Annotated in this window: 10 protein-coding genes; 5 read left to right on the top strand and 5 right to left on the bottom strand. The window is 57.5% G+C overall.

Annotated features, from left to right (window positions below):
- Positions 1-7 precede the first annotated feature (7 nt).
- From ISP18_RS10925 to ISP18_RS10915, 3 genes are all read right to left on the bottom strand, one after another.
- Positions 8-1483: an esterase/lipase family protein gene (locus tag ISP18_RS10925; RefSeq protein WP_380010778.1), complete on the bottom strand. Its 1476-nt coding sequence runs from the start codon at positions 1481-1483 to the stop codon at positions 8-10.
- Positions 1484-1996: 513 nt separating this feature from the next.
- Positions 1997-5005: an amino acid adenylation domain-containing protein gene (locus tag ISP18_RS10920; RefSeq protein ID WP_380010775.1), complete on the bottom strand. Its 3009-nt coding sequence runs from the start codon at positions 5003-5005 to the stop codon at positions 1997-1999.
- A 267-nt stretch (positions 5006-5272) separates the two neighbouring features.
- Positions 5273-6142, bottom strand: a complete 870-nt coding sequence (locus tag ISP18_RS10915) for a LysR family transcriptional regulator (RefSeq protein WP_380010772.1) — start codon at positions 6140-6142, stop codon at positions 5273-5275.
- Positions 6143-6467: 325 nt separating this feature from the next.
- Between ISP18_RS10915 and ISP18_RS10910 the strand changes: the two genes are divergently transcribed.
- Genes ISP18_RS10910 through ISP18_RS10900 form a run of 3 tightly spaced genes read left to right on the top strand, consistent with a single transcriptional unit; the run spans position 6468 to position 8914 of the window.
- On the top strand, positions 6468-7541 hold the full coding sequence (locus ISP18_RS10910; protein ID WP_380010769.1) for an alkene reductase: 1074 nt from the start codon (positions 6468-6470) through the stop codon (positions 7539-7541).
- A gap of 11 nt (positions 7542-7552) precedes the next feature.
- Positions 7553-8284 carry a pirin family protein gene (locus ISP18_RS10905; protein ID WP_380010766.1) on the top strand — a complete coding sequence of 244 codons (732 nt, stop codon included), beginning with the start codon at positions 7553-7555 and terminating at the stop codon, positions 8282-8284.
- A 24-nt stretch (positions 8285-8308) separates the two neighbouring features.
- Positions 8309-8914 (top strand): isochorismatase family protein, encoded by a 606-nt coding sequence (locus ISP18_RS10900; RefSeq protein ID WP_380010763.1) that lies wholly within the window; start codon positions 8309-8311, stop codon positions 8912-8914.
- A gap of 246 nt (positions 8915-9160) precedes the next feature.
- On the opposite strand, the gene ISP18_RS10895 is transcribed toward ISP18_RS10900, so the two are convergent.
- Both ISP18_RS10895 and ISP18_RS10890 read right to left on the bottom strand, forming a co-directional pair.
- Positions 9161-12103 (bottom strand): putative bifunctional diguanylate cyclase/phosphodiesterase, encoded by a 2943-nt coding sequence (locus ISP18_RS10895; RefSeq protein ID WP_380010760.1) that lies wholly within the window; start codon positions 12101-12103, stop codon positions 9161-9163.
- Between the two features lie 397 nt (positions 12104-12500).
- Positions 12501-13487 carry a hypothetical protein gene (locus tag ISP18_RS10890; protein WP_380010757.1) on the bottom strand — a complete coding sequence of 329 codons (987 nt, stop codon included), beginning with the start codon at positions 13485-13487 and terminating at the stop codon, positions 12501-12503.
- 343 nt (positions 13488-13830) lie between these two features.
- On the opposite strand from ISP18_RS10890, the gene ISP18_RS10885 reads away from it, so the two are divergent.
- Together ISP18_RS10885 and ISP18_RS10880 are read left to right on the top strand one after the other, a co-directional pair.
- A complete protein-coding gene (locus ISP18_RS10885; RefSeq protein ID WP_380010754.1) occupies positions 13831-15798 on the top strand; it encodes a CocE/NonD family hydrolase in 1968 nt (655 codons plus the stop codon).
- A 647-nt stretch (positions 15799-16445) separates the two neighbouring features.
- On the top strand, positions 16446-19421 hold the full coding sequence (locus tag ISP18_RS10880; RefSeq protein ID WP_380010751.1) for a TonB-dependent receptor: 2976 nt from the start codon (positions 16446-16448) through the stop codon (positions 19419-19421).
- Positions 19422-19585: the final 164 nt, after the last annotated feature.

Here is a 19585-nt window from a genome sequence, read left to right as displayed (position 1 = left end):
CGCACTGCTAGGGCGTTGCATTACTCACAACATCGTGCGAACTGTCGTGCTCGCGCAGGATCTTCAGTACGGCAGCAATCGCCTCCGGCCTGTTTGGCACCTTGTGATCGGAGTGAACGATCAACGTCGTCGTGGAGCCTGGTAGCAGTGCGCTGCTCAATGGTACATAGCCGTCTCCAGGCGGCTTTACGCCTGGGAGAACACCGGCGATCGTGTCATAGCGCACGCCGGCTGCAGGCATCAGCTTCTCATCCGCGAGCGTCACGGGTTCGTCAGGCCGCAAGCTGGTGATGCTGGTGATGTGGCCTGTCTGAAAAATCGATTGGAGCGCCGGTTGGATGGCTTTCGGATTCTCGGCGACGATGCGCATGAGCCCGGTCATCTCCTCGATGTGCCGCCATGCCAACAGTCCCACCAAGCGCCCCAGCAATCCTTCCGCCGAGGGACTTCCGCGCTGTGGCGCGGCCATGAAGATGATCTCGTCGACGCCTGGATACGGTTTGAACTGGAAAACGTTCTTGAGTGTGACCAGATCGGTCGCATCGGCATGCAGACTGTCCATGGGTTCGGTAAAAGCCGCATTCCATACCTCCGGCGTACTTTGCGCGCACAGCAATCGCGCAATCACGCCACCCATGCTGTGCCCGATTAATACGACACCCTGTCGTGCCGGCGCGTGACCGTCCGGATCGAGAACGCTCCAGGCGTTATCGATGTAATGCTGCACGCGATAGCGCTCCACCAGAAGCGGTGCGTTGCTCTGATACACGATGTGCCAGATCTGGTAGCGCCGATGCAGTTCGGGATCGCCCATGATCGCGTTGCTTAATCGCGCCCAGATCAAGGGGCTCCCGGCAACACCATGAATCATGATGATGGGGGTCTTGTTCGGATCGTAGTCGTCCAGAAGAAACAGTCCCGACCGCTTCCCTACTTCCGCGCCGCCGATCATGCCCCACCATGCCAGTCGCTTCAGGCGCGTTCGTTCCAGCAATTGTGCGGTGGGCGCCGATACATCCTCGGCAAGTTCATAGCGATTGGTACCCGCCACATGTTCGGGCCGGAGTACGGGGTTCTGCAGGACCAGAACAGGCGTGTCGTCATGAGAGCCGGTGTCGGATGGCGTTTCCAGCCACATGGTTACCGGTCGGAAAACACCCTCCGGCGGATAAAGACGACAGATGGGGCGATCGGAGCACGGCAACGCAAACGCCACGAGCGGCACGCCAAAGCCGGCATGGTGGTAGCGAACGCCATCCAGGGGGTCCATCGGTACCTGATCGGCAGGTTCCAGGTAGACGCTTTTGGCCAGGCTATCGGGCACGCCTCGGAATTCGACGCGGATGGCGATACCGCCGAGGTACGACCGTCCCATCGTCACGCCGATAGGTCCACCTTGCGCCACTAGATCGAAGAAAGCGCGACTGCATTGTGTCGCGAGCAGCCCGGCTGCCGTTTCGGTAGCCGTTTCTCCGGCGGCCATGGCATCGTGCGCCAGCGTTGCGCAGTGAAGCCACGCCTCAGCCTGAGCTGACTTTCCCCGGATGGCCTCCACCTCCGACGCCTGAGCTCTCTCGAGCAGCGCCTCGGCAGAAAGATGGGAAGAACGTCCCCCGCCCGTTGATGCACAACCGGACAAACACGCCGCCCACACCATCCATCCCACGCATGCGAAAGCTCGCACGGCTAACAGCAGGCAAGGTATGCGGCCATGCTTCGTACGATCCACCATACCCGACCTTCTCCGCGCCCGAAGAATGCGCATCCACGACTGTGGCTGTCGAACGCTCGTCGGTAACCCCTTCCCTTACGGCACCCGAGCGACGTAACGGATGCAGTCTACTCCGCAGCGGCGTCAACCGCTTTTCGTTCGCTCAAGAGGATCCTAATCCCGGCCTCGCTTAAACGATACGGGGACTTATTTGGAAAAAGTAAGTTACTGAAATTAGGAGAACCTAGCACATTAAAAAAAACCGTTCGCCGCGCACACAGCAAATCAGGCCGGCACCACGCCTATCGATCGCTTCAAATATCGCCGCAGTTCGCTCTTCTCGAATGCCGGCTCGACGATGCCACTGCCGTGCAGAAACTCGGTCACGTTGCTGCAATCCCACTGATAGGTGTTCTGATATAGCTCTACCGTCGACTTTCCATCACACATGACGTCCTTAAATAGACTCAGCAAGGGATACAGCGGCGCCTCGTACTTGTGCTCCCATTGCTCACGCCATTCCGTATACGGAATTCGTTTGAAAGAAAAGCCGAAATTCGTCTCCAATTTTCCGAAGAAATCCTGCAGTGTGAGATTATTGTCGCGTGAGTGAATCAGGTTGAATTTCTTCCCAAGCGCGGAAGGTTTGCGGGAAATATGCGCGATAGCGCGCACCATGTAATCGACCGTGGTCAGTCCCTCGCGCAAATCATGCAGCGCCGGCACAGTGCCGTGCGCGATACATGTACTGACCAGCCGCGACCACCATTGATAGCTAGCGCAAACCCCCGTCTTGCTGTGGAAGGTGGCGTAGCCAAGTCGGAATGTCATCAATGGCAGGCCCTGACTTGCCGCCAGATCGGCGATCTTCTCCATCACCCATTTGCTGCGCACGTAACCGATATCGGTAATGACCGCCGGAAGGTTCTGGTCGATATCGTCGTCCTCCCGCATGACACGCTTGCCGGTATGCAGGTGACCCCAGCTATAAACGGAAATGGTAGACAGCAACGCTAGTGGCTTGAGCTTACCGGTCGCGGCAAAACGGATGATTTCCCTCAACCCCTGCACGTTGTCCCGCCGCATGTAAGAGTACGGCTGGATGAAATTCACGGCGCTGGCCGAGTGGTACACGATGTCGACGGTATCGCACAGGTATTGATAATCCTGCTGCGCAAGACCGAACGCAGGCTTGGCAAGATCGGCGGCATATACCCGGATGCGGCCGACGTCCACCGGCCGCAACGGGATATCGTTCTTGCCCAGCACCTCTCCCAACCGCGTCTGCGCGTGATCCTGGCTCTCCGCCCGAATGGGACAGTGAACTGTGGCATCGGTGGTATCGAGCAATTCCTGAAGGAGGTGGATGCCGACGAACCCGGTGACACCGGTAAGGAGGATGTGCTTGGGCGCTGTGATCTGGCTTGTCGAATAGGGGCGATTGAAAACCACACCTTCAGGCAGATAGACATCATCCTTTAGCGCGCGTATCGGCTCCGCGTCGACGGCGGGCGCCGAGGCCCCTGCCCTGCGCTCCAGTTCGGCATGCAGCGCCCCGACGCTGGGATATTCGTAAATGTCACGGATGTAGGCCTTGATACTCAGCTTGTCGGAGACGTCCTTGATCAGGTGGGCCGCGAGCAGCGAATGGCCGCCAATCTCGAAAAAACTGTCATCCAGGTCAAAATCGTTGTGCCCAAGCAATTCGCTGAAAATGTCTGCAATAACAGCCTGGCTGCCTTCATAGACCGTCTTGCTTCCCGATGCGGCGACGAGTTGTTTCGTATAGCTTTGCAACAAGACCTGCTTGTCGGTCTTTCCGTTCGGAGTGAGGGGAAGATCGTTTACCAGCACGTAACTGGCGGGAAGCATGTAGTCGGGAAGGATGGTCTTCAGCTGTTCCTTGATAGAAGCCACCAGCGCATCGTCTTGGGCGTGATCGTCCCTGTCGACGCTGTCCCTATCGACAATTAGAAAAGCAACGATCTCTTTCCTGGAAAGATCAAGCGGCGATGTTGCGACAACTGCAGCTTTTCTGATTTGTGGCAATAGCGAAAGCTGAGTTTCGATTTCACCCAATTCGACGCGGTTGCCGCGGATCTTGATCTGTTCGTCGCGCCGACCGAGGAACTGTATGCCGCCATCCGGCAGAAAACGGGCGAGATCGCCGCTGCGGTAAAGGCGTTTTCCGTCGCGCACGATGAATCGCTCATGCGTCAACGGTTCGTTGTTCAAGTAACCCCTGGCCAGTCCTGGTCCTGCGATGCATAGCTCCCCTACTTCGCCAGCGGGAACCTCCGATAGCACCTCGTCAAGGATCAGCACTTCCGCACCTGCAACTGGTACGCCGATCGAGGACGGCAGACCACGGCTGACACTGGCCACGCGGTTGGCGGTGGCAAAGATCGTCGCTTCGGTGGGGCCGTAGTAGTCGACGAGCGCGTAGTGAATGTGGTCGGTATCGACCGGATTGAGCTTTTCGCCGGCAGTGAACAGAAAGTGCAAGGCCGTTGACACCTTCGAAGTGGCGGCAACGACGTCGCGTACCATCACCGTGGGCACGAAGGCATGCGTAATGGCATGCCTCGCATAAAAGTCCGTCAGCGCATCGGCATCGATGCGCGTCGCATCGTCCAGCAAATAAAGTTGCGCCCCGGCACACAAGGCTGACCAGATTTCCCACTGCGATACGTCGAAGCCGATTTTTGCCATCAAGGTGAGCCGGCTTTGCGAAGTAACGGAGAACTCCCGGTTATGCCAGGCGACGATATTTTCCAGCGAATGGTGTTCGATCACTACGCCTTTTGGTACGCCGGTGGTGCCGGACGTAAAGATCACGTAGACCGCCTGGTTTGACGAAGACGCTACTCGCAGGCGACCAGCCACCTCGTCAGCGGTGTCGGACATGACATCGGATTCACTAATAACAGCGCATTCACATTGCCCTATCTGTGGCAATTTCGTCGTGGACAGCGCCAGCGAAGCGCCTGTCTGATCCACGATGTAGTGCTTTCTCTGTGTCGGGTAGGTTTCATCGATCGGCACATAGGCTCCCCCCGCCTTGACGATACCGAGCAGCCCGATGATGAACTCCGGTGAGCGGTCTGCCAGCAGCGGCACGAGATCGCCGGGACGTATTCCCCTGCCAAACAGAAAAGCCGCGACAGCATTGCTGTGCCTGTCGAGCTCCGCATAAGTCAGTGTTCGCTGTCGGTCGATAAGGGCCAGCGCGTGGGGATGCTCGCTGGCATGATGCTGAAAATGATCAAGTACGGTACGTGCCGAAGACATCATGACATGACCCTCCATGGGCGCATGAATCATGCGCTAGCGTCTGATGCGAAGAGACTTTCAGAAATACGCAAATGCGCGCCATTGCACGCCCGCATATGTGAGTGAGGCGTCAAAAAAAGGGAGATAGTGTTTCGAACGTGACATCGATCACAATTACACAGCGGCAATTTACTGGGCTGCGTGATCGATATTTGCGTCATTCACGCTGACCGCAGTTTGTCGTCACACAAGCAGACGCAATAGCGCTGAAGATGCAAGGAATCAAACTTACGCCAACCGCTCCCTGAAGAATTCAATGAATCGCTGCGTCTTCGCCGGAAGCAACCGGGTTTCAGTAAGCGCATAAACGGGCATAGGTTTGCCGTGCCAATCAGGGAGCAAGCGAACTAGCCGCCCTGCGGCCAGATCATCAGCAACGATGGCCTCCGGCACTAGCATGATGCCCATGCTGAGTGTCGCCAAACGACGTATCAAGCCAACGCTATTGAGCTTAAATCGACTGCTCGTTGCGACTTGGGTCGATTCTGTTCCTCGGTGCAACGTCCATGCATTGGCCTTGATGATGTTCAGGCATTCATGCCGCTCAAGGTCGGCAGGTTTCTCCGGTTCACCTGATCGCTGGAGGTAGCGGGGCGACGCGTAAAGATGCGGTACGAGAGACGCCAATGGACGCGCGATGAGATGTGAACTCTCTGGCTCACCCATGCGAATCGCCACGTCGAAGGGCTCGCTGACAAGATCGACCTGCCGTGGTGTAAGGTCAAAATCGAAAGTGATACCGGGATAACGCTCCGCGAATTCGACGATCAACGGCGCCATGTAGATCACCGCGAAATCCACAGGTAGCGATGCGCGCAATACGCCGCTGGGTTGCGCAAGCATTTCGCCCAATTGTTCGTGCGCAAGCCTTGCCTCGTCGACGATGCGCTTGCAGCGCTCGAAATAGATCTGACCTGCTTCAGTGAGTTCGACCTTGCGCGTCGTACGGTGCAGCAGGCGCAGGCCAATCGCTTTTTCCAGCGCGCTGATGCGTCGCGAGAGGGTCGAGTTCGGGACGCCGGTCGCCTCGGACGCACCTCGGAAACCCTTGGCTTTGACCACTTCAACGAACAAGGCCATGTCGTTCAGGAGTTCCATAACATTGCTCCATATATGGACCAATGTTATCCACTATACCGTCTTTATTCCACGCATGGCGTGATCCATGATTTCCTCGTCCAGATTTCGAGGAAATCACCGTGAAGTTAGACAAGCGTACGGAGTGGCACCGTACCGATGACGCGGGCTACGACTTTCAGGGATGGCGGATTGCCGTTCTTGGCGGAACCGGGGTTTACCGACGCGCACATCCGCCAATTCCTGGCCGCTTCCGAAGCGCTGGCGGCTCGGGCAAGCACCTGACGCCTGATTTCCTCATCACGAAACCGACTCCCACAAACACATCACACTCGAGGATTTCATCGTGAATCAATTATTCACCCCCGTTCGCGTCGGTCGCTACACGCTGCAAAACCGCGTAGTCATGGCGCCGATGACTCGCAGCCGTGCCGAGTTCGATGGTACCCCGGGCGAGTTGGCCGTCGAGTACTACGCGCAGCGTGCTGATCTCGGCCTGATCGTCACCGAAGGCACTCAGCCGTCGGACGATGGTCAGGGCTACCTCACCACGCCGGGCATCTATACGGACGCACATGTCGCCGGTTGGCGGAAGGTCACGTCGGCTGTGCATGACAAAGGCGGTCGCATCTTTATCCAGCTCATGCACGCCGGGCGCATGTCGCATCCCGATAACACTCCGCATCATCGTCAGAGTGTGGCGCCCTCCCCCATTGCGCCCGGAACGCCCATGTTCACGGCCAAGGGCATGCAGCCCATTCCCGAGCCGCGCGCCTTGACCACCGAGGAAGTACGCAAGACCGTGGCGGAGTTTCGTTTCGCGGCGCGCAGAGCGATCGAGGCTGGCGCCGATGGCGTCGAGATTCACGGTGCCAACGCTTATCTGATCCAACAGTTCTTCGCGCCGAGCGCCAACGTGCGTACCGATGAATACGGCGGGTCGATCGAAAACCGCGCGCGCTTCGCCATCGAAGTGGCCACCACCATCGCCGAAGAAATCGGCGCGGAAAGGACGGCTATTCGTCTGTCGCCAGGCACAACCATGTGGGGCATCGACGAAGGTGTTGAGGGACCGGATCTCTATCGCTATCTGGTCGAAGAACTGGACAAGCTGGGTCTTGCTTATCTGCACATCATGCATCAGGGCAACGAGTCGCTTCTTGCCGATATCCGCAAACGCTGGAAGCAAACGCTGATTCTCAATCGACCGGGCCGCCCGCGTGAGCAGATCGGGGCCGACCTCACCTCGGGGCTGGCTGATCTAGAAGCCTACGGTCAGATGATTCTGGCTAATCCGGATTTCATCGTCAGGCTGAAGGCCAACGCGCCGATGAACGATGCAGATCGCAACACATTCTTCGGCGGCCATGCGCGTGGCTACATCGACTACCCCGTGTTGAGCGAAGCCGTGACTGCTTGAGGAAGACTGTCATGCCTACGATTGCCACACTCCAGCGTGCCAACCACGGCGGCGGATTTCGAGCCTACGGGTTGCGAGCTGCTGCCGCGCTGATCAATCCCTTTCTTGGTGTCGATCACGCATGGATGAGTGAGCCGACATTTCCGCCGCATTCTCATGCCGGGTTCTCGGCGGTCTCCTACGTCTTTCTCGATTCGGAGACAGGAATCAGCAATCGAGACTCGATAGGCACTCGCAATCTGATCCAGCCCGGTGGTTTGCATTGGACAACCGCCGGACGCGGGATCGTGCATGAAGAGGTTCCGGCAGAGACGGGCAAAACAGTCCATTCGCTGCAGATCTTCGTCAACCTGCCGCGCGATCGGCAGGACATGCCACCCGCTGCACTGAGCCTGGACCCTCAGAACATTCCATCCATCCAACTTCCCGGCGCCAAGGTGCGCGTGCCCGTGGGCAACTATGGCGAAATACGCTCCCCACTGAATCCACCCACTGAGGTGACGATGCTCGACATCTCGCTGGAGGACGGTGCTGAACTGAATGTGCCCGTTGTCAAAGGTCACTGCATTTTTGTAATGCCGATCTACGGCACTGTGGAAGTGGAGGCTCAACGCTTCGATCGCGAGGACCTCAAGCTCCCGGTGTTTACCGCACAAAACACTCCACATCGCATCACGTTGGGAGCGCCCCAAGGTGACGCCAAAGTCATGCTCTTTAGTGGATCGCCGCTTCCCTTTCTCTAAACCCGACAAAAAGGACCATTACCCATGGCTCAAGAACGATTCACCGCTGATAACACTACGTTGCTACTGATCGACCACCAGGTCGGCACGATGCAACTGATCAAAAATATCGACAGTGCATTTGCTGCCAAGCAGTCGATTGCGCTGGCCAAGATGGCGAAGATCCTAAACATGCCGGTCGTGATTACGTCCAGCCAGGAGGATCATGCCCAAGGCCCGATTTTGCCGGAAATCGCCGAGACCCAGCCCAAAGCGTATGCGGCACGGATCAAGCGTCCTGGCGTAGTCAATGCATGGGCCTACGCCCCGTTCCGCGATGCGGTGCTCGCCACCGGCCGCAAGAATCTGATCATGGCGGGTGTCACCACCGATGTTTGCCTTATCTTCCCGGCCATTGACGCTGCACTCGAAGGCTTTGCTGTGCAGGCTGTGCTGGATGCGTCGGGTTCGCCCAGCGACCTTTCCGAAGAATTTTCCCGTCAACGGATGCACGACGCGGGCGTAGTGCTCACCGCCACCAATACGCTCATCGCAGAAATCGCGCAGGACTGGTCAACTCCCGCTGGACAACAACTGATCGGATTGTTGTTTAGCGATGTGTTCCCTGCTCTTGGTGCCAGCATCGTTTAAACCACGATCCCATCTTGTTGATCGAAGCGCATCACGCTTCGGTCAACAAGGCGGCATCCATTTGCGTATCGATGGCGGCATGAGCACTCTGGTGATGTTAGTAGTGCCACACCCGTTGCATTCATTCAGCGGCATGAACGCGTCGTCTGATCTCGGGCGCAATCAGGCTATGCCTCTGGCATAGTTGTGAACGTAGAAAGCGATGTCTCGCTCAGGCTGAGCTGATCTTTCTTCGTAGTAAAAGAATTATGACACTCTATCTTTCGCGTGCGACCATCGCGTCATTAGATCCGAAAGCCTTTCGGGCCTGCCGAGATAAAAGCCCTGCGCGCCGTCACATCCATGATTGTGTAGCCAGCGATATTGCGAATGTCTTTCGATGCCTTCCGCGACAATGCTTACTTTGAGGCTTTTGCCAAGCGCAATGATGGCATCGCAAATCGTGGCCGAGCGTGCGTCGCGATCGACATTGCGCACGAACGCCTGATCGATTTTCAATGTATCGATGGGCAGGTCGCGCAGGTATGAGAGGCCGGAGAAACCTGTGCCAAAGTCATCGAGCGAGACGGCGACACCGTCCCCCCGCAGCTGCTTCATCGCGGCTATGGCTTTATCCCGATGCTCGATCAGGCTGCTTTCGGTCAATTCGATGCGGAGCGCGTTATCGGCGAGTGAATACGCCTGGCGAACCGCGCGGATGTTGGCGATCAAATCACTGTTTCGCAATTCCGCAGGGGAAACGTTGATTGCAATCGGCAAGCTGTCGAAACCGGCGTCCCTTAGTTCGCGGCTTGCCTTGGCCGCCTGACTCAGCACCCACTCACCCAACGGCACAATCAGGCCGGAATCCTCGCATAACGGGATGAAGGTCGATGGAAAAATGAAACTGCCATCGGCTTGCGGCCAGCGGATCAATGCCTCCAGGCCGATCAAACGCTTATCGGGGAAGTCGGTGATCGGCTGGAAGTGCAACTCGAATTCATGGTGTTTTACAGCTCGCCGCAGAGAAGCCGCAAAATGCAGTTTCTCCCGCGATTGCTGCGCCATAGCTGGCTCGAAATGGTGAACGGGCTCATCGCTGTGAATATGTGCGTGCGCAGCTAACGCGGCACGCGCCAGCAACGCATCGCTCTGGATGCTGTCATGCGGATGACTGGCTACCCCGATCACAATGTTTAACTGGTGCTGGGTATCTTTGTAATAGATGGGATCGGTCACGCAGTTGGCGATCGCTTGCAGCAGCGTATCGGTCAGCTTATTTGCATCGGCCAACACGAATGACTGCTGGGTTACCGCCGCTAGGTAGCCTCTGCCATCGGTGAGCTGGGCAAGACGCGAAGCCACCACTTGCAAAATGCCTGTAGCCACGTTGATCCCGAAGGTATCCGCAACCGCATCCATGCCGAGAAGCTGAATGTAAGCCACTTCAAAAGCCCAGCCACCGGCGATGCGCACATCCATCCATTCCATCAGCGCGTGCTGATTGGGGAGTCCCGTAATGAGATCATGTGAGGCGCGATACGCTAATTCGCGCTCATCGGCCAAATGTGCCGTGACGTCTTCAGCCAGTACTAGACGCGCCGGACGGCCGGCAAAGGTGATGTCCCCGCTGTGAATTCGTACGCTGATAACCGCGCCGTCCTTGGTGCGATGCGCCCATACCTTGGGGGTTTGCCTTACTTCCCACGGCGACGCTACATGCGTAACGACTGCAGGGCGATCGTCTGGGTCCCGGATATCCAGGATGGACATCGCCAGGAACTCTTCGCGGGTATAGCCGTATGTCCGTATGGCGGCGGCGTTGACCTCAAGAAAACGCAAGGAAGCGACATCGAACACCCAGAACGGAAGCGGATTCTGCTCGAACAGCGCATCGAACCGATGTTCGCTTTCCTCCTGCCGTTGCCGAGCCTCCCACTGCTCCGTTACGTCCACGACCGTACCGGTCATGCGTCTCACACCGTTCTCGTCGACGACGAGCTGACCACCCGCCGATAAAAGACGTTCGGTGCCGCTGTGGAGACGAATGCGAAATTCGATATGCAACGGCGCCCTGCTCTTCCACGCCGTTTTTACTCGATGCGCCAATGACAGGCGGTCCGACGGATGCACCATGGCAAGAAAATCCTTGGCGCTTGCGCTGGTCTTGCCGTGCGGCAGTCCAAAGAGCTCCTCGGCATCTTCGGAGCATTCAAAGCGTCGCGCATGATCGCTGAGCGACCACATGGCGGTTCGCCCAACGCGTTGGGCCAGACGCAAATCTTCCGTCTTGGCCTGCAGGCTCCGAATGTAGTGACGCTGGATTTCATTAGCCCGGGACACGACCTTCAGTAGGCATATAAAGGCCGATAGATAGAAAAGATAGAAAACGACGGCCACCGCCACCTGGTGGCGCCACGTGGCAAGTACGTCCTGGTAGGTTGCTTCCACCGACACTGCAAACGGATAGGCACCCACCGGCACCGTTGCTTGAAGTGGAGCGGTAATCTGACTTCCGACCAGCTTTTGAATCCACCAAGGCGCCCCGGATTCGCGAGCGACGGCGGACATGGCTTCGAGATTGCCGCCACGCAGAACTACTCGCCCATGGGTATCGACGATCGAATAAGACACGTCGCCAGCATGCGGTACGTGCGCGAGCGAACGCTCCAACGCGGCAACCTGAATTTCTCCAACAACCCACCGCTGTCCCTCGACGCGCGTCGCGAACGGTAATACCCAGCCGTTTTGCGATTTCTCGATCGGCGCAAAACACGGCATCGTTGCCGAAGAAAGCGAGTCTGCATCGCAGGAGGCCCAAACACCGCTTTTCGCTTGCGATGACATGGATGTATCGCCAGCGGACGTCAGATCAACGAAAGCGACGCCTGAGATCTGCGGCTGTCGTCGCAGTATCGCGGCGACGAAGCCCTTCATAAGCGTATCGTCCTGCTGAGGTAACGCTTGATGGAGACGGCGGGCCTCCTCTGCGATGAGCATGATCGCATTCGAGCTGTAACGTAACGGACCCAGCGTCATTTGCGCGGCATTGAGTGCCGCTTCGTTGGCGCGGCGACTGCCTTCGTTCCATTGAGCGCGGAGATTCGAGCGTAGGTCGCTCGCCAGTACGACAAAGAGCAAAACGGCAGTCAGACTGCCGAAGATGCGAATCGCTTGCTGCGATACGACCTTTGGTGCGTCGTTTTGCACAGTTTTGTCCTATGGAACCCTCGGGGCGGTGGGCGAGTCTGGTCCACGACTCATGCGTCTTCAGTTGCATGAAGTCATGCATCACGTAATGTGAAGCAAGCTCTGTGCCGTGCAGGCCCGATGGGCGCTTTTCTTGGAATGGGCCTGGAGCCGCCCGTTCTGAGGCGGCTGGAACCCGCTTTCCACGCCGCCTACCGGGTATCCAACAGCGTCACTGCGACATTTTTGACGCGAATCCAGGTGACAAGCTGTGTCGCACGCCGTCAGTTACCGGCCAATTCAAGTTCGGCACGGCTGACGCCAACCAGGGACGGGACACGGGCGAGAACGACTACGGTCCTGCGTGCATATCGCGTAACGTCCCCTTCCAGTCGAACACACAACTTATTCCCACTTATCACACGGGATACACAGCAAGAAGATCCTGAATTAGCCCGGCCTTCTTGGGTACCGAACTGGATGTCGCGGCGGTTATCGGATTGCGGTGCAAGAGAAAATTAGTGGTTTCACTGTCACCGCTACCATCTACAAGTGCCTCCAATTTTCCCTTGAGCCCCGCCGGGCTATGCACGACACCAAACCAGGTAACGATGTCCTGCAGCACTTTTTCCCGCTCGTCAGTAACATCTTTGGGACCTTTCCCGAGCCAGCCGGTGCCTTTGACCTTAATCGTCTGAACGAGCTGATCAACGGTGTAATCGGCCCACATGATCCTCCGTCCATCAAGTGTCGAGGCCTCGATATAGGTATCGTCTTTATCGTAGGCGGCAATGCGCATAACCCTTGCGTCGCCCGCGTACGTAAAAAGAACCTTGGTATAGGGCGCCTTGGGCAGAAGGAAGTTCAATGATTTGCCATAAACGGGTTCATACACCCGATGATTGAGCTGGGAGATTGTCGTACGGCCATTACGGGTGCAAACAATCGATTCCGTACGTGCCACCAGATCGACGAAAACATCCCAGTCCGCCAGGCCATCGTGCAATTTGGCCGCCGGCGATGAGTTGGCGCGACCATCCGGCGTGCGGCCGAACAAGCAGGACAGCATATTGACCTGGCACATACCACTGGTTGCCTTGCTGGTCTCGCGCCCATGCAGACCATCGGTGACAAGGTCGATCAGATCGTCGACCGTCTTTTTTACGGTCTGGGTGTCGTCCGTGATGTAGTGGATGCCGACGTCGCCGTGTCCGGATATGTACATCTTTATTCGATCCCCGGCGGGAATGCCACGGACCCAATTTCGGAGATCATCGGTGGCCGATCCATCGAAGTAAATACGATGAAAGTTGCCACCGTACTTGGTTTGGGCCCGGCTGATGAAATCCGGCAACACCTTGGGCTCCATGTTTCTCCAGGTGATAAGAACGGCGTGAGTAGGCATGGGTGTCACTCCAAGTCAGCAAGAGATTGGAAGCAGCAACGAGATAAATCACGCACCCTTTGGAACAACTGCAAAAACGTACGGTATCGACCGCACCAGCGCACTGAGACGCCAACAGAAAGGCGTTAAGACAGCCGACCTTTGCGGTCAAAAAACAAACTCCGGCGCAGGGAACAAACAATACGACGGATAGGTCCGGCCCCGCTACCCTGCCCGCCTACGCCTGTCAGTCGGAAATGTTTCCGCCAGCAACGATCGATAAAGGCCGATCATGCGGCACTGCGGATAGCATTCGCTCGGCAGCTCTCCGTATAGTCGCGGAATCGCCACCAGGGGAGTTCACATGCGACACAAGCATCTGGGTTCGGTCGTCGGCAGCATGGCCGTCACCATCTGTCTGTCTCTGCCGTTCGCCGTCTCGGCGCAATCCAAGGATCCGGAGGCAGAGCAGATCGCCAAGCGCAATGCCACCGAGCAAGCGCTGGAAGATGTCGCAGTCATCGACCGCAAGGTGATGGTGAAGATGCGCGACGGCAAACGCATGGCGGCCGACATCTATCGGCCCAAGAGCGCCAGCGGCAAGGTGCCGACGATCTTCGTGCGCACGCCGTACAACTTCAATTTCTGGGACGTCAAGCTCGGTGCACCGCGCGACATGACCCATGAGTTGGAAGCGGTGAAACATGGATACGCGTTGGTAGAGATGAACGAGCGCGGCCATTTCTTTTCCGAGGGTAACTACGACATTCTAGGCATGCCACTCAGCGACGGCGTCGATGCGGTGCGCTGGATTGCCTCGCAACCCTGGTCCAGCGGCAAGGTAGGCACCACAGGCTGCTCGTCAACAGCGGAATGGCAGATGGCCGTGGTTGCTCAGAATGAGCCCGCCCTCGCCGCCTTCAACGTGCAGGGCTTCGGTGCGGGCGTGGGTCGCGTGGGCCCGTACTACGAACAAGGCAACTGGTATCGCGGCGGCGCGGTGCAAATGCTCTTCATTTCCTGGATCTACGACTACGGCATCCAGAACCAGGTACGGCCGATGTTCCCAGCGGGTACGACGCAAGCAGAGTTGGTGAACGCCTCGCACTTCTTTGATCTGGCACCGCAGATGCCTCCCGTGGATTGGAACAAAGCGTTCTGGCATCTGCCGGAGAAGGACATGATCAAGGCGGTCGGCGGCCCGCCCGGCATCTTCGAGACACACATGCCGGTGGCCACCGGCGGCAACATGATCGCGCGCGCGCCTAACGATCCGGCTTGGTACAAGGGCGGCCTGTGGAATGACGGCATGAAGATCGCCAAGCCGGGCTTGTGGTTCATGAGCTGGTTCGACGTGTCGGTGTCGCCCAACCTTGCTGCGTATAACGAGGTGCGCCGCACCGCGCCGAAGGAAGTGGCCGAGCAGCAGTACGCGGTGATCGCACCGGTGCTGCACTGCGCCTACACGCGCGCCACCGAGCACACCATGGTCGGTGATATGGACATGGGCGATGCACGCTTCGATTACAACGCGCTGGTATTCGGCTGGTTCGATCGCTTCCTCAAGGGCGAGGACAGCGAGATAGTGAACAAGCAGCCCAAGGTGATGTACTACTTGATGGGCAAGAACGAGTGGAAAAATTCGGCAACCTGGCCACCGGTTGGCGCGACCACGCAGGAGTTCTATTTCAGTAGTGGCGGCAAGGCCAACACGTTGTACGGCGATGGCAAGCTGGCCGCTCAACCGGACGCCGACGACCATGCCGACCAATTCGTCTACGATCCGGCCAACCCTGTGCCTACCTATGGCGGAGGTGGCTGCTGCCAGGGCACCGCAGTGAAGTTCGGTTCTTACGACCAGCGCGAACAAGAGGCCCGCAACGATGTGCTGGTGTACGACACCGAGCCGTTCAAGCAAGGCACCGAGGTCAGCGGCCCGATCACCGTCACGTTGCACGTTTCCTCCAGCGCGAAGGACACCGACTTCACCTTCAAGGTGATCGACGTGTACCCCGACGGCCGTGCGTTCAACATCACCGAGAACATCCAGCGCATGCGCTATCGCAACGGTTACGACAAACCGCTGGCATGGATGAAACCAGGTGAGGTGTATCCGGTGACCTTCCAGCCAATCGATACCAGCTATTACTTCAAGCCCGGCCACAAGCTGCGCGTAGCCGTCTCCAGCAGCAACTTCCCGCGCTTCGACCGCAATCTAAATACAGGTGGAAACAACTACGACGAGGCTGAGGGCGTAACCGCCAATAATGCAGTGCACCACAGCGGCGCGTATCCATCCAAGATCACCATTACCGTAGTGCCGGCGACGTAGGCCGATGGACAGGATGCGAGCCAGGCGGAGCTTGACGGCCGCTTGAGCTCGCTAACTGTCGTTCAAGCAGTACTACAAAATTACTAGTTGACTTGAAGCGCATTCAGAAGGTAAAAGCATAGTGCCTATGCGGATGATAGGTTGGTGCAGTAAATGGATTGACGTCTTCTTCTAGCTAGATGGGGAGAGAGGACACGTCACCATGAGGTCTAATCCTCCCGTTGTTATGGACCACCGTCGCGCATATGGCTTGGTTGGAACGGTAATACATGAACCGCTGTTCCCTAACTGAAAGTTCATCGAGCTCCGTTTGGGCGGTGGTGACTCGTGCCTGTTCCGCAAAGGGACAGTGCAAATCGATGTCCGTACGCGATCAAGCCAAGAAAAGCGCGCTGCGCGCTCGCGGCAAATGCATTGCTGGTTATTCGCCGCCGCCATTTGTCGCCTGAAACTCCTTAATTTCGACCTGACGATTCGCCTTTCGGCTTGTTGATTGAGCGTGCTCTGCATGTTCTCGATCGCAACCGGTTTGTATGCATGGCTTGCGCAGCAGGCCATGGTCGTCGCGTCGCACTCATGAAAGAAAGACCGAACGCTGCGGGGGGAGAGCCCGTCGGACGGTCGCATCCTGTAACCGGAGAACCCGAATGAAAACGGCTGGTTTAAAGCGTAAAAATTTGGCGATGGCCGTCTCGCTCGGCTTTGTTGCTGCGCTAGCAGCGACGCCAAGCTTGGCGACCGAAGTACGCGGTCATCTGCAGCAAGAAAATTCAGGGCAGCCAGTCACCAATGCACGAGTGACGTTGGACGGTACCAGCTACACGGCCACGGCGGATAAGGAAGGCAATTTCGTTTTTACAAACGTACCGGCGGGCAGCTATACCGTCTCCGTCTCGCAAGCCGGTTTTGCAATGACTCATGCCCCGCTGACGGTAGGCAGCAGCGGTCCGGCCACGGTGACCATCAGCTTGAAAAAGGTCGCCGAACTCAAAGGCCTCATCGTGGCGGCCAATCGCTACGATGCCTCCAGCATGCAAATGGATGCGCCCAACTCGGTCAATGTCCTGTCTGCCGCGGATTTGCAGTACACCGCCGTGCATAACGTGGCCGAAGCACTTGGCCTGATTCCTGGCGTCAACGTCACCAATACCGGTTCGGGATATTTCTCCGGTATCGACGGCGCAGCACGCGGCGAAGGCGTCTACGCCACCGTGCGCGGCCTACCGGCGGATTACGACGTCAACTTGATCAACGGTGTCGAAGTTGCACAAGGCATGCCTTACAGCCGCAGCGTGCAGCTGAGTTTGCTGCCGCCCTCCGGCCTGCAAACTATCGTGATGAATAAAACCTCCACGGCCGATATGGATGGCGATGCTATCGGCGGCACGGTCGATTTTCGCACTCCCACGGCGTTCGATTTCGCCAAGACCACCAGCGGCAGCGTATCGATCAGCGGTCGCTCGGAAAGCCGCGCACAAGATTATGGCAACAGCGGCCTGGGCGGCGGTGCAGCCGCCGACTTCCAAACCAAATTCGGCAGCGAAAAACAGTTTGGCGTTTATGCCAGCGCGTATTACGACTATCGCACTTACGTAAACAGCGAAGAGGCTGCTGCCACCAGCGCCTATAACGACGGGTCCTGGCAATTCGCGCACACCACCGCTACTGGCAAAAATGCGCCAGGCTACGACCCAGCCAGCAATCTGAGCAGCACTGGCATGGACGTAGGCGTGGTGCCCGGCTATGAGCGCCGCTACGGCGGCAATTTCTCGTTCGACTGGAAAGTCGACGAAACGCTCAGCGCCTATTTGCGCATGACCTATGCTTACGCCCAAACCACGGAAGACACTTCCTTTACCCAGCTGATTCCGCAAAACGTGACGTATCAGGAAGTCGGCACCAGCGGCGTCTACACGCCGAACATCGGCCGTATTGCCGCTCGTTATTGGTACGAGACCAACCCGGAAATAGCGGACCTGGCAACCTTCCAGCTTGGCGCCGACAAGACTATCGGCGGCTGGACGATCTCGCCGAATGTTTTCTACAGCTTCGGTGACAACGATCGCCCGGACCACGTGGAAATCGACGGGCGCGAAGACAAGTACTCGCAGACCAATTTTGCTTACAGCGGCAGCACGCTGATGAGCTATGGCGGCGGTAGCTTCCCTTATCCGCAGCTGACTCCGGCGTTGCTGGCCCAGGTCAACGACATCCCTTCGCTGTACGCCAACGATCACGGTGAACTCACCGAAATCTACTCAGGTCAGCGTAAAGGCGGCGCCAAGATCGACGCCCGTTACGACTTTACCGACGGCAGCCTGTCCTCGATTCAGTTCGGCGCCAAGTTCTCTGAAAGCGTGCGCAATTTCAGCGACCGCGACTGGTCGACCGCGGGCATCAGCGATGGCGTGACCACGCTTGGCGATCTGGGGATCTTCACCGGTTCCTACAACGCAATCTTTCCCGGCCAATACAACTGGAAGTCGCCTAAGGTCAGCGAATCGGCGGTCAGCAATCTGATCCAGCAATACCTGGTGTCCAGCGACCTGGATACCTGCGGCGACAGCATCTACGCGAATAACTACAACTGCGACACCCTGCGCGGCAGGGAAGAGGTCAGCGCCGTTTATGCCAAGGCCACGTTCAATGTCGGCAATCTGGAAATCATTCCCGGTTTGCGTTTCGAGCACACCGGTATCCAGAACACCTACTGGGTGGTGCCGCAAAACAGTGCGGGCAACGAAATACTTGGGTATTTCCAGAGCAATCACACGGTCTATAACGAACCGCTGCCAAGCGTGTTCCTGAATTACCGACCAAGCGACGGTGCCATTTATCGCGCCGCACTGTGGCAAAGCTATACGCGCCCTTCTCTTTACCAATTGGGCAGCAGCTCGCAGGTCAGCATATCCGACGGCATAACCACCATTACGCGCGGCAACCCCAACTTGAAGGCGATCGAGGCCACCAACCTCGACATCTCCGGACAGTGGACCAACAACAACGGCGGTTACGCTTCGGTGGCCGGCTTCTTCAAGCACCTGAGCCACTATATCTACGATGCCGGCGGCGGGCAGGCCAACTCCAACACCAACGGCGAAGGCACGGTTTTCTATAAGACGCCCGAAAACGGTGGCAACGGCCGCGTTTACGGCATCGAACTGGATACCCACCAGAAGTTCAAGAATCTCCCCGCCCCGTTCGACGGGTTCGGCGTTGGTTTCAACGCCACCCGCCAAAACACCAAGGTTAACTTGGGGGTGACCGGTTTCCAGAACGAAGAAATGCAGAGCGCGCCCAAGTTCATGGCGAACGCGGAAGTCTTCTATGAGAAGAACGGCTTCTCGATCAACTTGAGCTATCACTACACCAGTGCATGGTTGGCGAACTACGACTACCTGAATCAGGGCGCGCCATGGGATGACTTGTGGATCCGCCCGATCAAGCGACTCGACCTGCATGCGGGCTATGTGTTCAACAATGGCCTGCAAGTGGACTTTTCCATCTCCAACCTGGCCAACAACTACAGTTACTGGGCACACATCGGCAGGCGCAGCCTGGCAATCTCCGACATCGTCGATACCGGTATGACATCGCTGCTTACTGTGAAGTACAACTTTTGATGCGATCGGCACCATCTCTCATCAGCCACGCGATGCAGCACCCTCCCCTGCTTGCAGGGGAGGGCTGGGGTGGGGTGAATACTTGCCTGACGCTACCCCGCAAGTACTCACCCCCTCCCAACCTCCCCCTGCAAGCAGGGGGAGGAGCTGGTTTTCGGCTTCGT

The sequence above is a fragment of the Dyella humi genome, from assembly GCF_044904605.1.
Taxonomy (GTDB): Bacteria; Pseudomonadota; Gammaproteobacteria; order Xanthomonadales; family Rhodanobacteraceae; genus Dyella_B; species Dyella_B humi.
Note: the sequence above shows the minus strand (reverse complement) of the source record. Positions and strands in the feature narration are given on the sequence as shown.

Excerpts from the sequence above, each read along its gene's own strand:
- ISP18_RS10925 (WP_380010778.1), bottom strand. The coding sequence starts at position 1,483 with ATGGCCGCCGGAGAAACGGCTACCGAAACGGCAGCCGGGCTGCTCGCG.
- ISP18_RS10920 (WP_380010775.1), bottom strand. The coding sequence starts at position 5,005 with ATGATGTCTTCGGCACGTACCGTACTTGATCATTTTCAGCATCATGCC.
- ISP18_RS10915 (WP_380010772.1), bottom strand. The coding sequence starts at position 6,142 with ATGGAACTCCTGAACGACATGGCCTTGTTCGTTGAAGTGGTCAAAGCC.
- ISP18_RS10905 (WP_380010766.1), top strand. The coding sequence starts at position 7,553 with ATGCCTACGATTGCCACACTCCAGCGTGCCAACCACGGCGGCGGATTT.
- ISP18_RS10900 (WP_380010763.1), top strand. The coding sequence starts at position 8,309 with ATGGCTCAAGAACGATTCACCGCTGATAACACTACGTTGCTACTGATC.
- ISP18_RS10890 (WP_380010757.1), bottom strand. The coding sequence starts at position 13,487 with ATGCCTACTCACGCCGTTCTTATCACCTGGAGAAACATGGAGCCCAAG.
- ISP18_RS10885 (WP_380010754.1), top strand. The coding sequence starts at position 13,831 with ATGCGACACAAGCATCTGGGTTCGGTCGTCGGCAGCATGGCCGTCACC.
- ISP18_RS10880 (WP_380010751.1), top strand. The coding sequence starts at position 16,446 with ATGAAAACGGCTGGTTTAAAGCGTAAAAATTTGGCGATGGCCGTCTCG.